The organism is Sphingomonas sp., from assembly GCF_050725575.1.
In the GTDB taxonomy this organism is placed as follows: Bacteria; Pseudomonadota; Alphaproteobacteria; order Sphingomonadales; family Sphingomonadaceae; genus Sphingomonas.
The window spans coordinates 1-13,399 of the sequence record NZ_JBOHHW010000030.1; the positions used below are offsets into that span (position 1 = coordinate 1).

The following is a 13,399-nucleotide window of genomic DNA, read 5'->3' on the forward strand; positions in this document are numbered from 1 at the left end:
TTGGCAAACAGTTCCTGCGGGTCACGACCAGCCAGAAGCTGGTCCAAAACGTCCTTGTCGATTGCCATATCGATGGTCCTTTCTCTTCCATCTATATGACCTCACGCACAAAATTCCTGACAGTCCCTCGATAAGCGCATCGACTACACAATCCTTGTTTGATCCGGGCGTTTCACATGACCCAGGAACGTCGCTGACGATACGATAGGCGAGCGTCAGCGGTTGGTTGTACCGACTCATTTGGTCCTCGGCGCACACGATACCATAGGCCGGACTGCTACCGTCCATTCCTGCCGCGCGAATAAGCCCCCAGTCGCCGCGTTGCGCGGCCAGCGTCGCATCACCGGCCGGATCGGGACGCTGAGCGCGGACTGCTGTGATGACACGAATCTGGCTCGCTGCCCGCGCAGTTTCGATCAGCTTATCGTTTTGTGATCCATCTCCGCGGCAAATTTGTCCTTTGGGTAAGACAGGATGCGGTCTTTGGCTGGCGGAAGTAACTCCGGCCAGAAGGAGCATAGCGGTCGCTGCAGTGGCTTTCGACATGGCTCGCTCCCGTTTTTTCTCAACTTGAGAGGGAAGAGTTGAGGAAAGTTGAAGCCAGTGCCTCACCCCACAGTAACAAAACTATCCATTACCCGCTTGCGCCCGGCCGCTTCGAAATCAATCTCCAGCTTGTTGCCCTCAATCTCGGCAATCTCGCCATAACCGAACTTCTGGTGAAACACGCGCATCCCGACTGCGACATCGCTGCGGCCCTTATTCCCAATACTTACCGCGCTCGCGCGGCTTTCCACCACCCGCGACGGCTCGCGCGTAAAGGTGCGGCTGGTGAAGCTGCCGCCCGGGTTTACCCCTGCTGCGCGCTGCCAGCCCGGGCCTCTCCCCGTGCCGCGTGCGACATCGGCGAAGGGGTCGGCGCGTTCAGACCAGTTGGCGCGCCACAGGCTTTCGCCGCCCGACATGCTGCTTTCGCTCTCGGTATGCGCTTGCGGAAGTTCGGCGACGAAGCGCGACGGGATGCTGCTGGTCCATTGGCCATAGATGCGGCGATTGGCGGCGTGGATGATCACCGCGCGGCGCCGGGCGCGGGTGATCGCGACATAGGCGAGGCGGCGTTCCTCCTCCAGGCTGGCGAGGCCGCCTTCGTCGAGTGAGCGCTGCGAGGGGAACAGCCCTTCTTCCCAGCCGACCAGGAAGACGGTGTCGTACTCCAGGCCCTTGGCGGCGTGGATCGTCATGATCGTCACCTTGGCCTCTTCCGCCGCGGCCTCATTGTCCATCACCAGGCTGACATGTTCGAGGAACGCGGTCAGGCTGTCATATTCCTCCATCGCGCGGACCAGTTCGGTGAGGTTCTCAAGCCGGCCGGCGGCCTCGGCGGATTTTTCCGCCTGCCACATCGCGGTATAGCCGCTTTCGTCGAGGATCTGGCGCGCCAGTTCGGGGTGCGGCGTGTCGTTGGCAAGCGCACGCCAGCGCGCCATGTCGCCGACCAGATTGGCAAAGGCGCGCCGCGCCTGCGGGGTCAGTTCGTCCGTATCGAGGATGCGCGCGGCGGCGGTGGCGAGCGGGATCTGCTCGGCGCGGGCCAGCTGGTGCACTTTCTGCACCGCCTTGTCGCCAAGGCCGCGCTTGGGCACGTTGACGATGCGTTCAAAGGCGAGGTCGTCGGCCGGTTGCGCGACGACGCGGAGATAAGCGAGCGCATCGCGGATTTCGGCGCGTTCGTAGAAGCGGAAACCGCCGACGATGCGGTACGGCATGCCGATCGAGATGAAGCGGTCCTCGAACTCGCGCGTCTGGTGCTGCGCGCGGACCAGGATGGCGATGTCGTCGATCGACTTGCCGGCACGCTGGCAGCTTTCGATTTCCTCGCCGACGCGGCGTGCCTCTTCCGGCCCGTCCCATACGCCGATCACCTTGACCTTCTCGCCGTCGGGCTCGTCGGTCCACAAGGTCTTGCCGAGCCGGCCGCTATTATTGGCGATCACGCCCGACGCGGCGCCGAGGATGTGCGGGGTGGAACGGTAATTCTGTTCCAGCCGGATGATCGCCGCGCCGGGAAAGTCCTTCTCGAACTTCAGGATATTCTCGACCTGCGCGCCGCGCCAGGAATAGATCGACTGATCGTCATCGCCGACGCAGCAGATATTCTTGCGCTCCTGCGCGAGCAGACGGAGCCAGAGATACTGGACGCTGTTGGTGTCCTGATACTCATCGACCATGATATATTTGAAGCGGCGCTGATAATCGGCCAGCACCGCGCGGTCGCGTTTCAATATGACCAGCATATGCAGCAGCAGGTCGCCGAAATCGCATGCGTTGAGCGCGATCAGCCGTGCCTGATAGGCGGCGTAGAGTTCCTTGCCACGGCCATTGGCGTAGAGCTCGCTTTCGCCGGCATCGAGATCGGCCGGGGTCAGGCCCTTGTTCTTCCACCCGTCGATCAGGCCGCCCAGCGCGCGCGCCGGCCAGCGTTTCTCGTCGAGATCGGCGGCGGTGATCAATTGCTTGAGCAGGCGCAGCTGGTCGTCGGTGTCGAGGATGGTGAAGTTGGACTGCAGTCCGACCAGCTCGGCATGGCGGCGCAGCATCTTCGCGCCGATCGCGTGGAAGGTGCCGAGCCACGGCATGCCCTCGACCACATCGCCGACCAGCCGCCCGACGCGGTGGCGCATCTCGCGCGCCGCCTTGTTGGTGAAGGTGACGCTGAGGATCTCCGACGGCCAAGCGCGCTTGGTGTAGAGCAGATGCGCGAGCCGCGCGGTCAGCGCCGCGGTCTTGCCGGTGCCGGCGCCGGCCAGGACGAGGGCCGGCCCTTCAGTGGTCAGCACGGCCTCGCGCTGCGGCGCGTTGAGGCCCGACAGATAGGGCGGATCATCGGGGGAAGGCGCGGGAAGACTCATCGGTGAACAGGTAGGGAACGCGCGCAAAGAGAGCAAGCCGGAAGGACTTGCATGGCGGCGGCGAGTGTGGAACAAAACAGGAAACAATGAGGGAATCGACGATGCCGACCGGACAATGCCATTGCGGCGCGGTGACCTATGAGACGACGGGCGAGCCGGTCTATCATGCGCTGTGCCACTGCGACGATTGCCGCCGCGCGGCGGGCGCGCCGATGGTCGGGTGGATGGCCTTGCTCGACGGGCAGGTGACGATCACCGGAGAAACGGTCACCTATGCCTCGTCCGAACATGGCCGGCGGCAATTCTGCGGCAGGTGCGGGACGGGGCTGTTCTACACCAATGCGCAGGTGCTGCCGGGGATCATCGATATCCAGTCGGCGACGCTCGACGATGCGGGGAGCCATGCGCCGGCGATTCATGTGCAGGTGGCGGACAAGCTTGGCTGGGTCGACGGCATTGCCGATCTGCCCGCGTTCGAGCGCTATCCGGCGCAATGATTCTGGCGGTGCCGTGAGTGACTTGTCCGCGCGTGAACGCTAGCTTGCCCGCTGGACACACGCAGAGGGCATAGCAATGGACGTCGTCAAACGCTGGCACGACTATATCGAGAGCAATGACCCGGCCAAGCTCGACGCGCTGATCGCCACGGATGCGGTGTTCCTGTCGCCCGCGGTGCACCGGCCGCAGGCGGGCAAGGCGCTGGTGATGCATTACCTCCGCGCGGCGATGGTTGTGCTCAACAATGACAGCTTCCGCTATGTCGATGAATGGCATGGCGAAGGCTCGGCGGTGCTTGAGTTCGCGCTGAGCATCGACGGGATCGAGATCGAAGGCGTCGACATGATCCGCTGGAACGAGGCCGGGCTGATCACTGAATTCAAGGTGATGCTGCGGCCGCTAAAGGCATTGAACACAGTGATCCCGCTGATGGCGGCGGTGCTTCAGGGCGAGGCGGCCTAGGCCGGTTCGACCTTCGGCGGCGGGCGCGTTTCCCGATTCAAGGTTGGCGTGGCACATGGCAGTAAGCGTTTGGACGGGAGCCGCTCAAGCCTCCGGCGCGCTCTTTCTCATGACTGGATAATGGTGAATGGCCTTGCTGGCTGTTCCGGCGATTAACAGCCAGAAAAGCTGGCTGTTCTTTGGCTGTTACCTGGCTGTTATTCAATAACAGCCAGCCAGGATCAAGCTACTGATAATTAACCGAAAATAGAGGCCTTGAAAGTCGATTTGGTGGTCAGAAAAAAATATCTCAAAATAACAGCCAGGAACAGCCAGCAAATCGCCTCTGGCGGGATCCGCTGAATGGTCGGCTGGGCGGTCGCCGGGCTTGACCGGCGCGGTGCGCCGCGCGAACGCTGCGGCATGACTAGCCCCATGAATGCGCGCCCCATGATAGGGCACCGCCGCGTGCTGCTCGCCAGCCTGATCGGCACCTCGGTCGAGTTCTATGATTTCTATATCTATGCGACCGCGGCGGCGCTGGTGTTCGGGCCGCTTTTCTTCCCGTCGGAGAGTATGTCGGCGCAGCTGATGCTGTCCTATGCCAGTTTCGGGCTGGCCTTTTTCGCGCGGCCGCTGGGGGCGGCGGTGTTCGGGCATTTCGGCGACCGGCTTGGGCGCAAGTCGACGCTGGTCGCCTCGCTGATGCTGATGGGCGGATCGACCGTGCTGATCGCTTTCCTGCCCGGCTATGCGCAGATCGGCTGGGTCGCGCCGTTGATCCTGTGCGTGCTGCGCTTCGGGCAGGGGCTGGGGCTGGGCGGCGAATGGGGCGGGGCGAGCCTGCTCGCGGTGGAGAATGCGCCGCGCGGCTGGGAGAATCGTTACGGCATGTTCCCGCCGCTCGGCGCGCCGATCGGGTTCATCGCCGCCAATGGCTTCTTCCTGCTGCTCGGCGTGCTGCTGACCGACGCGCAGTTCCGCGACTGGGGCTGGCGGGTGCCGTTCCTGGCCAGCGCGATCCTGGTCGGGCTGGGCCTGTGGGTGCGGCTGAAGCTGACCGAGACGCCGGCATTCCTCGATGCCGTCGCGCATGAGACTGTGCCCAAGGTACCGATGGCGACGCTGCTGCGCACCCATCTGCGCCCGACGATCGCCGGCACGGTCGGCGTGATCGCGTGCTTTGCGCTATTCTACCTGACCACTGCCTTTGCGCTGAGCTACGGCACGACCACGCTGGGGCATGGCCGCCAGGCGTTTCTCGGGCTGGAGATCGGCGCGGTGCTGTTCCTTGCGCTCGGCGTGATCGTGTCGTGCGTCTGGGCCGATCGCCGCGGCGCGACGGCGATGCTGAAGCTCGGTTTTGCGGGGTGTGTGATCGCCGGCCTGCTGATGGGGCCGATGCTCGGCGCGGCATCGCTGGTCGTGGTGTTCGCGTGGCTCGCCTTCTCGCTGTTCGTGATGGGCTTTGCCTATGGACCGCTGGGCGGGTGGCTGCCGTCGCTGTTCGAGCCGGGGGTACGCTATACCGGCGTGTCGGTGGCATTCAATCTCGGCGGGATCGTGGGCGGGGCGCTGGCGCCGATCTTCGCGCAGATGCTGGCCGATCGGGGTGGGCTGAACCTCGTCGGTGCCTATCTGGTGGCGGCGGGCGTGCTCAGCCTGGGCGGATTGATGCTGCTCAATTCCCCTCGCGCTCGCGAAAAGAGTGTTTAGGCCGCCCGCAGGATCGTCAGCTTGGCCTTGCCATGCACTCGCTCGACATCGATCGCGAAGCCGTCGACCGCAACCGTTTCGTCGCGCGCGGTTTCGATGCTGATCCAGGTCGCCGGGCCGGTCCAGCCGAGGCGCGACAGCTTGTCGAGCGCCACTGCGCCGGCGCCGGTGCCATAGGGCGGGTCCATCAGGATCAGGTCGAGCGGTTTCGTGACCCGCGCCAAAGCGAGCACCGATTGCGGGCGGACATCGCCCTTGGTCTCGAGCTTGGCGAGATTGGCGCGCAAGGCGTCGAGCGCGGCCTTGTCCTGCTCGACGAACACGCAGCTCGCCGCACCGCGCGACAATGCCTCCAGGCCAAGCGCGCCCGAGCCGGCGAACAGGTCGGCCACTGCCAGTTCCTCGAAACTGCCAAGGCGGCTGGTCAGCATCGAGAACAGTGCCTCGCGAGTACGATCGGCAGTGGGGCGGGTGGCGTCGCCCTTGGGCGCGATAATCTGGCGGCCGCGCCAGGTGCCGGCAATGATCCGCATGCTTTACTTCCGGGTTTTTGGTGGGCGCGCCGGGCCACCGGGCTTGCCGCCGCTGCGCGGTTTGGTCGGGCGCGAGGAGGGACGGGCATCGTCCCGCGGCGGTCGGGCCGGGCGATCGCCGCGCGGCGCGTGCGCATCGGGCTTGGCGCGGACGTTGCGGCCGAGCTCGGCGTTGAACACGCGCTTCGGCCGGTCACCGTTTTCGCTGCGGGCGCCCTGTTTGGGTTTGGCGTCGTAGAAGCGCTTCGGCTTAGGCGCCGCGCCGCTGGTCGGGCGCGCCTCGCGTGCCGGGCGCTCGCCAGGGCCCGGGGTCGTATCGGGCGTCCACCCGCTCGGCTTCTGGCCCCGGGGGGTGCGCGGTGGCCGTGCGTCAGTGAAGGATTCGCGATCGGCACGCGACGCGGCAGCACGATCAATGCGCGGTGCGGGGGCCTTGGGCCGCGCCGGGCGCTTGTCGCCGATCGCGACCGGCTCCGGGCGCGGCGCCCTTGGACCGGCCGATGGCGCGCGTCGGTCGCCGGGCGCCTCTGCGCGGCGCGGTGCGGGCGAGGGCGCACGGCGCGCACCGGCGACGACCGGCGTCGGTTTAGGCCGGGCGCTGTATTTCTCGTCCTGCTTCAGCCGCTCGGGCGGCGGATTGCGCGTCGGGTTCTTGCGGAACACGACAACGTCATGCTGGCGCACTTCGCCGATGTCGCCCGGCGGGAGGTCGCCGAGTACGAACGGGCCATAGCGCGTGCGGATCAGGCGCGAGACCTTGAGCCCGAGATATTCGAGCACGCGGCGGACTTCGCGATTCTTGCCTTCGGTCAGGATCATCTCGATCCACACATTGGCGCCGGTACGCCGTTCGAGATTGGCGTTGATCGAGCCGTAGCGCACGCCCTCGATCTCGACGCCGTGGATCAAATCCTCAAGTTGCGCCTGAGTCACAGCACCATAGGCGCGCGCGCGATAGGCGCGCTCGACTCCGGTCGCGGGCAGTTCAAGCTGACGCTTCAGCTCGCCATCGGTGGTGAGCAGCAACAGCCCTTCGGTATTGAGATCGAGCCGGCCGACCGGCACCAGGCGCGGGAGATCCTTGGGTAGCTTGTCATAGATGGTTGGTCGTCCGCCCGGATCGCGTTCGGTCACCAGCAGGCCGGATGGCTTGTGATAGAGGAATAGGCGCGCGGGCGCGGCGGCCTGGACCGGATTGCCATCGACCGTCACGCCGGCGAGCGAGGTCAGGATCGTTGCCGGCGTATCGATCGCGACGCCGTTCAGCGCGACGCGGCCTTCCGCGATCATGCGTTCGACTTCGCGCCGCGAGGCGATGCCCGCGCGGGCGAGCAGCTTGGCAATGCGCTGGGAGTCTTTCGACGACTCCCTGGCTACGTCTTTTGATGGCTTATTCAGGGTCACATTCCGGCTGATACAGGCAAAATGCGGGGTGACCCGAAAAAAATGTTGCGGCAGATCGCGATGCGGCGCGTTAAGGGACGCAGGCGTAACGAGGTAGTAGGGAATTCTTCCCGGACCAATGTGTAGAGGCGGACCCCCGGACGATGTTGTTCGGCAAGAAAAAACGGCGAATTTGCATGCTGTTGATCGTGGAAGACGACCCTTTGGTTGCGTTCGACACGGAACATTTCCTGCGTGAAGCCGAATTCGAGATCGTCGCCACGGTCGATCGTGTCGTTGATGCGATGACGGTGATTCGCGGCGGGCACGATATCGACCTGGTCCTGGTCGATATCAGCCTGGCCGACGGCAGCGGAATCGATGTTGCGCGTGAAGCGCATGCGCACGCCCTGCCAGTGCTGTTCGTGACCGGCGATTGCCCGGCGGGCGGGCAGGATGTCGCGGCCGGATGCCTGGCCAAACCCTATATGCCGCGCGACCTGCTCACCGCGATCGAGGTGATCGAGGCCGTGCTCGAGGGCAAGAAGACCAAGCGGCTGCCGCATGGGCTGACCCTGTTCGCCAAGGTTGCCTAGAGGCTAAAGCCGCGCTTCCACTTCGTCATGGAAGTACCGCATCCCGGTTTCCAGCGTCCCCAGCGTCAGCCGATCGATCGCGCCTGAGCTGAGCCCTTCCTGACCAAGCGCGGCAGCACGGAAATCCTCCGAGGCGAACACGCCGCCGTCGAGCAGGTTCCAGCTCTTCTCCCAATGCGCCAGCGCCCTTTCGGTCGCGGGCGCCTCGGGGATCAGCATGAAATCTTCGATCAGCACACGGCCTTCCGACTGCGGCATCAGCGTCATCAGGTTCATGTAGTCGGGGCTGACGATCAGCACCGTGCCGGGGAACATCTGATAGGTATAGGTCATCGCCGCGCGCAGCGTCGGCCAGTCGTCCGATTGCGCCGCGGCGAGCGCGGCTTCGCGCCCGACCACCGATCGCTGATGCGGGCCGATGCGATCGCCGGTCGAGACGCCGTCCTTGAAGAACGGGCCGATCGTCGCAGCATGGAGTCGCTGCACGTGATAGCTTTCGAGGAACGCATCCATGATCAGCTTCCAGTTCGCCGCGACATCATGCGTGCGGCGACGGAACAGATACTGGCCGGCCATGTCGAAAGCGTCGAAATCATGGCCCAGCGCCTCGGCTTCGGCGAAATCGGCCTGTTCGTCGAACGCGAACCAGATCAGCCCGCCCGCTTCGCATGTCGGCAAGCGCCTGAGGCCGAATTGGGTCTTGTCCAGGCCCGGGAAGGCATCGGGCCGCGGCAGGCCGGAAAGCGCACCGTCGAGCGTATAGCTCCAGGCGTGATAGGGGCAGATCAGGCGCGGCGCGCAGACGGCTTCGCCGCCTTCGACCAGGCGCGTGCCGCGATGCTGGCAGACGTTGAGGAAGACGTGCGCCATACCACTTTTGTCACGGGTGATGAGCAGCGGCTTGCCGAATCCATCATGCGGCACGGCCATGTTTGGTTGCGGCAATAGCGCGGAGGGCGCGATGACCAAGGGCAGTTTCGAGAAGATCCGTTCCTGCTCGGCCGCATGGCGCGCAGGATCGGTATAGGCGGCCGCATCGATATGGGTGATGCCCCGGTTGGGGCGCGTGCCGCCATTCGCCAATATCGCGGCGAGTGCGAGTTGTCCTTCGGTTGGTCGTACGATCTTCACGGGTGCGTTCATCGACGCTTCCTCTCCCAGCTTTTCCCGCTAGTCTCTGCGTCTTGAGCGCGGGGAGCAAGAGTTTGATGGTTGCTGGGGTTGAAAGCGAACGCAAGGGCGTGCTCGCGACGATGGCGCCCTATCTGAGACCCCGTCCACTGGCGGCCTTATTGCTTGGCATTTCGAGCGGCTTCCCGCTCGCGTTGTTACTCGGGACGATGACCTTTTGGCTCGCCAAGGTCGGGATCGATAAGAAGACGATCGGTTTCGCGATCGGCCTGACCACACCCTATGCGCTCAAATTCCTCTGGGCGCCGCTGGTCGATCGGCTGAAGCTGCCGATCCTAACCGGACTGTTCGGGCAGCGCCGCGCCTGGCTGTTTTTCGTTCAGGCATTGCTGTTCGGATCGGTCTGGATGCTGGGCGCGAGCCAGCCCGAAATGCATCTTGGCATATTCGCCTTCTGGGCGATCACCACCGCATTCCTCGGCGCGACGCAGGATATCATCATCGACGCCTATCGTATCGAAATCCTGCCCGAGGACGAATTGCCGCACGGGACTGCGAACAATCAGTTCGGCTATCGTCTCGGTGCCTTTTTCGCCGGCGTCGGCACGATCGCACTGGCCTCGCCCGAGGGGCTCAATCTCGGCTGGGCGATGGCCTATGGATTGACCGGCCTGTGCATCATCCCCGGCATCATCGCCGCGTTCTGGGCCGGGCCCGGCAGCCATGACCGCGTCATCCCGAAGGAACGTCAATCGGTCGGCCAATGGCTGCAGGACACGTTGATCGGCCCGTTCGCCGAGTTCCTCAAGCGTCGGGGTGCGCTGCTGATCTTGCTGTTCGTGCTGGTCTACAAGCTGGGCGATGCGATGGGGCAGTCGATGCTCAACCCGATGATCGTCGAGCTGGGCTTTTCCGACACGGAATTCATCGCGATCAACAAGCTGATCGGTTTCTGGGGACTGATCGTCGGCATCGCGCTGGCTGCGCCGTTCATGGCCTGGCTGGGCATGGGGCGGGCGCTGTTCGTCTCCGGCTTGCTGATGATGTTCAGCAATTTGATGTTCGTTATCCTCGCGCTCCACGGCCATTCCAATACCTGGCTGATCATCGCCGTCGCGACCGAGCAGGTGACCAGCGGGATCGGTTTAACCGTGTTCGTGACCTATCTCTCGGGCCTATCGAACCTGGCTTATACCGCGACGCAATTCGCGCTGCTATCCTCGCTTGCGTCGGTCGGGCGAACCTGGCTGTCGGTGCCGGCAGGCTATGCCGCGGAGCAATTCGGCTGGCCCGGTTTCTGGATCATGACGATGGTCATCGCCTTGCCTGGCATGATCCTGCTGTGGCTGCTGTGGCAACGCGGCTTCGTGGTCGAAAGCGTGCGAAAAGCGCGCGAGGGCGCGCGGGCAGAAGCCGCCGAATGATCATCTATCTCGCGATCCTCGCCATTCAGGTGATGCTGATCATCGATGTGATCCGCAACGGGCGGAACCAGTTGTGGATCATGGCGCTGATGTTCCTGCCGGGGCCGAGCACGATCGCCTATCTGGTGATCGAGGTCTATCCGCGGCTGCAGGGCAATCGCCATGTCCGCACCGCGCGCGCGTCCGTCGTCGCGAAACTCGATCCCGAACGGGAGGTACGGGCGGCACGCGATGCGCTCGACCTCGCCGACACCGCCGCCAATCGCATCCGGCTGGCCGATGCACTGGCCGAGCTGGGTCGCTATGACGACGCGTTGCCTTTGTACCTTGAAGCAATCCAGCGCGGTCCGCTCGACATGCGAACCGGCGAGAAGCTGGCGCGCGCGCAGTTCGAGACCGGCGCGGCGGCTGAGGCATTGGCGACGCTCGATGCCAATCCCGCGCCGAGCACGCAAAGCGACCGCGACCGGCACGGCCTGCTCCGGGCGCGCATCTTCGAGGCGCTGGGGCGCAAGGAAGAAGCGCTGGCGCTCTATGCCGATCTGGTCACGCGCCTGCCGGGCGAGGAAGGCCGCTGCCGTTATGCCGCGCTGCTGCTCGATCAGGGATGGGAGAAAAAGGCCCGCGCCGTGCTGGAGGAAGTCGAGGGGCGGATGAAACGCCTCGACCGGCAGCAACGCGCGGCCGAGGCGGACATGTATCGCTGGGCGACGGAGAAACTCGCGGCGTTACGCGCGCGGGGTTAGGGTTTGATCCAGTAAGACGGCACCGGCCAGTATTGGCCGGCCGCCGGGTCGATCATGCCCCGGCATGATCTATAGGATGCCGGGGGCATCCTATACTCGGCGGCAGGCCAGCACTGGCCGGTGCCGCGCTTCAGCGGAGCGGGATCAAACTCTAAGCCGCGATCGGCCGGCCCGCATCGGCGAATGCCTGGGTCACCGCGGTCGCGCTGGCCAGCACGCCGTCGGCATGGCGCAACCCGAGCAGGTCGGCGAGCAGGAAATGCGCCGTTTCCGGGGCGGTTTCGGTACGGGCCAGGACAGTCAGCAATATGCTCTCGGCTGGCGTCATCCGCCCGCAGCAACACGGTGCGATCGCAATCGGACACTGCGCGGCGCTGGCGAGATCCGCCATGAACGCGCGCATCAGCACCAGCGGCCGGCGAAAACTCTCACCGAAGCCAGTGATCATCGCGTGCGTGGCCGGTGCATCGGACAGGCCACGCGCACCCATCCGGCGCATCGCGAACAAGGCAAGCCGGGCGTTGGGGCAGGGCGGCACCGCGTGCGGTAGCAATGTCGCATGGGTCAGGGCCGGATTGGGAGACGACATTGGAGCGGGGGTCATGGGGGGACTCCGTTGAGAACCCCATGATCGTCGCGCGTCCGTTATTGCAAGTCAATAGCAATAAGATCTAATCCGGTGCTTCATCGTTTTCGGCGAGCACTTCACCGGCCAGATAGAGCGAGCCGAGGACGAGAATGGTGGCCGGAGCAGTGAAATCGGCCACGATGGCGGCCAGCGCGGCAGCGGGATCCGGCGCGATAAAGGCCGGGATATCCATGGCGCGCGCGATGGCCGCGAGATCGTCCGGCGCATGGCAATCATGATCGGGGACCGGCACCGCATGAAGCGATGCGACGAATTCCCGGATCGGGGCGAGCAGCCCTTCGGGATCCTTGTTGGCAAGCATGCCAAGGACAAGATGAATGCGGGGGCCGTCACCGATGATCTCGCGAAGCGCCGCTGCCACCGCGATTCCTGCCGCCGGATTATGCCCGCCGTCGAGCCAGAGCTGGCTGCCCTCCGGCAGGAGCGTGGTGAGCGGCCCCTTGCCCAGACGCTGCATGCGCGCAGGCCAGCGCGCCGCCTTGGCCGCTGCTCGATAGGCCTTGAGGGGGATCGTCAGCTGATGCTGATGACGCAGCAGGGCGATGGCGAGAGCGAGGTTTTCGGGTTGATGCGGGCCGGTGAGCGCGGGAAGCGGCGCCTCAATGCTGCCAGCCGCATCCTGATAGGTTAGGTTCCGTTCGTCGGCGCTGAACTGCCAGACACCTCCAGCCGCCGATACGGACGTGCCGGCCGCCTGTGCGACGCCGGCGACGCGCTGCGCGACCGATGCCGGATAGCGCATGGTGACGAGCGGCACGCCGGCCTTGGCGATGCCGGCTTTCTCGCCGGCAATCTCTTCCGCAGTGTTGCCGAGAAAGGATTGATGATCGACCCCGAGCTGCGCGATACCGGTTGCGGCGGGGTTGGCGATGACATTGGTCGCGTCGAGCCGGCCGCCCAATCCAACCTCGATGACGCAGGCATCGGCCGGGGTGCGCGAAAAGGCGAGGAACGCGGCAGCGGTGGTGACCTCGAAGAAGCTGGCGCCGATGCCGTCGGCATGATCGAGCACTTCGCTGAGCAACGCGGCAAGCGCATCATCCTCGATCAATTTTCCGGCGATCCGGATCCGCTCGTTGAAGCGCACGAGATGCGGGCTGGTATAGACATGCGCGGTCAGTCCAGCGGCCTCGATCGTGGCGCGCAGAAAGGCGCAGGTCGACCCCTTGCCGTTGGTGCCGGCGACATGGAAGACTGGCGGCAGCCTGTCCTGCGGGTTGCCGATGCGGCCGAGCAGTTCGGTGACGCGGCCGAGGCCTAGGATATCGGCACCGGGCGAAAGCGACCAGAGACGGTCGAGCTGGATCTGCACCGCCGGAGAGGCGGAGGTGGCATGGTCGGGCATCAATTCCCCTCCGGCATCGATGATAGAT

At 64.9% G+C, this 13,399-nt stretch carries 14 protein-coding genes; 6 read left to right on the forward strand and 8 right to left on the reverse strand.

Going from position 1 to position 13,399, the window contains the following annotated elements; all coding sequences use genetic code 11:
* Positions 1–21 precede the first annotated feature (21 nt).
* Both ACRECS_RS18010 and ACRECS_RS18015 read right to left on the reverse strand, forming a co-directional pair.
* The gene (locus ACRECS_RS18010; protein ID WP_431584324.1) at positions 22–546 is read right to left on the reverse strand and encodes a hypothetical protein; all 525 of its coding nucleotides are present in this window, start codon (positions 544–546) and stop codon (positions 22–24) included.
* A gap of 62 nt (positions 547–608) precedes the next feature.
* Positions 609–2,909: an ATP-dependent helicase gene (locus ACRECS_RS18015; RefSeq protein WP_431584325.1), complete on the reverse strand. Its 2,301-nt coding sequence runs from the start codon at positions 2,907–2,909 to the stop codon at positions 609–611.
* Positions 2,910–3,010: 101 nt separating this feature from the next.
* Here ACRECS_RS18015 and ACRECS_RS18020 point away from each other — a divergent pair, with 101 nt between their 5' ends.
* Positions 3,011–3,406 (forward strand): GFA family protein, encoded by a 396-nt coding sequence (locus ACRECS_RS18020; protein WP_431584326.1) that lies wholly within the window; start codon positions 3,011–3,013, stop codon positions 3,404–3,406.
* 76 nt (positions 3,407–3,482) lie between these two features.
* Positions 3,483–3,869: a nuclear transport factor 2 family protein gene (locus ACRECS_RS18025; RefSeq protein ID WP_431584327.1), complete on the forward strand. Its 387-nt coding sequence runs from the start codon at positions 3,483–3,485 to the stop codon at positions 3,867–3,869.
* A gap of 236 nt (positions 3,870–4,105) precedes the next feature.
* Here ACRECS_RS18025 and ACRECS_RS18030 read toward each other — a convergent pair whose 3' ends face one another.
* Positions 4,106–4,273 carry a hypothetical protein gene (locus tag ACRECS_RS18030; protein ID WP_431584328.1) on the reverse strand — a complete coding sequence of 56 codons (168 nt, stop codon included), beginning with the start codon at positions 4,271–4,273 and terminating at the stop codon, positions 4,106–4,108.
* A 25-nt stretch (positions 4,274–4,298) separates the two neighbouring features.
* Between ACRECS_RS18030 and ACRECS_RS18035 the strand changes: the two genes are divergently transcribed.
* Entirely contained in the window at positions 4,299–5,564 is a 1,266-nt protein-coding gene (locus ACRECS_RS18035; protein WP_431584329.1) for an MFS transporter, read from the forward strand.
* Here ACRECS_RS18035 and rsmD read toward each other — a convergent pair.
* On the reverse strand, positions 5,561–6,097 hold the full coding sequence (gene rsmD / locus ACRECS_RS18040; protein WP_431584330.1) for a 16S rRNA (guanine(966)-N(2))-methyltransferase RsmD: 537 nt from the start codon (positions 6,095–6,097) through the stop codon (positions 5,561–5,563). The genes ACRECS_RS18035 and rsmD overlap by 4 nt on opposite strands.
* Positions 6,098–6,100: 3 nt before the next feature.
* Positions 6,101–7,387: a pseudouridine synthase gene (locus ACRECS_RS18045; protein WP_431584378.1), complete on the reverse strand. Its 1,287-nt coding sequence runs from the start codon at positions 7,385–7,387 to the stop codon at positions 6,101–6,103.
* 257 nt (positions 7,388–7,644) lie between these two features.
* Between ACRECS_RS18045 and ACRECS_RS18050 the strand changes: the two genes are divergently transcribed.
* Complete coding sequence (locus tag ACRECS_RS18050; RefSeq protein ID WP_431584331.1) at positions 7,645–8,076, forward strand: response regulator; 432 nt, start codon at positions 7,645–7,647, stop codon at positions 8,074–8,076.
* A 3-nt stretch (positions 8,077–8,079) separates the two neighbouring features.
* Here ACRECS_RS18050 and ACRECS_RS18055 read toward each other — a convergent pair whose 3' ends face one another.
* Entirely contained in the window at positions 8,080–9,219 is a 1,140-nt protein-coding gene (locus tag ACRECS_RS18055; RefSeq protein ID WP_431584332.1) for an aromatic ring-hydroxylating oxygenase subunit alpha, read from the reverse strand.
* A 65-nt stretch (positions 9,220–9,284) separates the two neighbouring features.
* Here ACRECS_RS18055 and ACRECS_RS18060 point away from each other — a divergent pair, with 65 nt between their 5' ends.
* Together ACRECS_RS18060 and ACRECS_RS18065 are read left to right on the forward strand one after the other, a co-directional pair.
* Positions 9,285–10,631, forward strand: a complete 1,347-nt coding sequence (locus ACRECS_RS18060) for an AmpG family muropeptide MFS transporter (protein ID WP_431584333.1) — start codon at positions 9,285–9,287, stop codon at positions 10,629–10,631.
* Entirely contained in the window at positions 10,628–11,377 is a 750-nt protein-coding gene (locus ACRECS_RS18065; RefSeq protein WP_431584334.1) for a BTAD domain-containing putative transcriptional regulator, read from the forward strand. Before ACRECS_RS18060 ends, ACRECS_RS18065 begins: the two co-directional genes overlap by 4 nt.
* Positions 11,378–11,528: 151 nt before the next feature.
* Here ACRECS_RS18065 and ACRECS_RS18070 read toward each other — a convergent pair whose 3' ends face one another.
* Positions 11,529–11,981 carry a DUF6628 family protein gene (locus ACRECS_RS18070; protein WP_229727013.1) on the reverse strand — a complete coding sequence of 151 codons (453 nt, stop codon included), beginning with the start codon at positions 11,979–11,981 and terminating at the stop codon, positions 11,529–11,531.
* A gap of 67 nt (positions 11,982–12,048) precedes the next feature.
* Positions 12,049–13,371 (reverse strand): bifunctional folylpolyglutamate synthase/dihydrofolate synthase, encoded by a 1,323-nt coding sequence (locus ACRECS_RS18075; protein WP_431584335.1) that lies wholly within the window; start codon positions 13,369–13,371, stop codon positions 12,049–12,051.
* Positions 13,372–13,399: the final 28 nt, after the last annotated feature.

Coding starts and splice junctions, on each gene's coding strand:
- ACRECS_RS18010 (WP_431584324.1), bottom strand. CDS start 546: ATGTCGAAAGCCACTGCAGCGACCGCTATGCTCCTTCTGGCCGGAGTT.
- ACRECS_RS18015 (WP_431584325.1), bottom strand. CDS start 2,909: ATGAGTCTTCCCGCGCCTTCCCCCGATGATCCGCCCTATCTGTCGGGC.
- ACRECS_RS18020 (WP_431584326.1), top strand. CDS start 3,011: ATGCCGACCGGACAATGCCATTGCGGCGCGGTGACCTATGAGACGACG.
- ACRECS_RS18025 (WP_431584327.1), top strand. CDS start 3,483: ATGGACGTCGTCAAACGCTGGCACGACTATATCGAGAGCAATGACCCG.
- ACRECS_RS18030 (WP_431584328.1), bottom strand. CDS start 4,273: ATGCCGCAGCGTTCGCGCGGCGCACCGCGCCGGTCAAGCCCGGCGACC.
- ACRECS_RS18035 (WP_431584329.1), top strand. CDS start 4,299: ATGATAGGGCACCGCCGCGTGCTGCTCGCCAGCCTGATCGGCACCTCG.
- rsmD (WP_431584330.1), bottom strand. CDS start 6,097: ATGCGGATCATTGCCGGCACCTGGCGCGGCCGCCAGATTATCGCGCCC.
- ACRECS_RS18045 (WP_431584378.1), bottom strand. CDS start 7,387: ATGATCGCGGAAGGCCGCGTCGCGCTGAACGGCGTCGCGATCGATACG.
- ACRECS_RS18050 (WP_431584331.1), top strand. CDS start 7,645: ATGTTGTTCGGCAAGAAAAAACGGCGAATTTGCATGCTGTTGATCGTG.
- ACRECS_RS18055 (WP_431584332.1), bottom strand. CDS start 9,219: ATGAACGCACCCGTGAAGATCGTACGACCAACCGAAGGACAACTCGCA.
- ACRECS_RS18060 (WP_431584333.1), top strand. CDS start 9,285: ATGGTTGCTGGGGTTGAAAGCGAACGCAAGGGCGTGCTCGCGACGATG.
- ACRECS_RS18065 (WP_431584334.1), top strand. CDS start 10,628: ATGATCATCTATCTCGCGATCCTCGCCATTCAGGTGATGCTGATCATC.
- ACRECS_RS18070 (WP_229727013.1), bottom strand. CDS start 11,981: ATGACCCCCGCTCCAATGTCGTCTCCCAATCCGGCCCTGACCCATGCG.
- ACRECS_RS18075 (WP_431584335.1), bottom strand. CDS start 13,371: ATGCCCGACCATGCCACCTCCGCCTCTCCGGCGGTGCAGATCCAGCTC.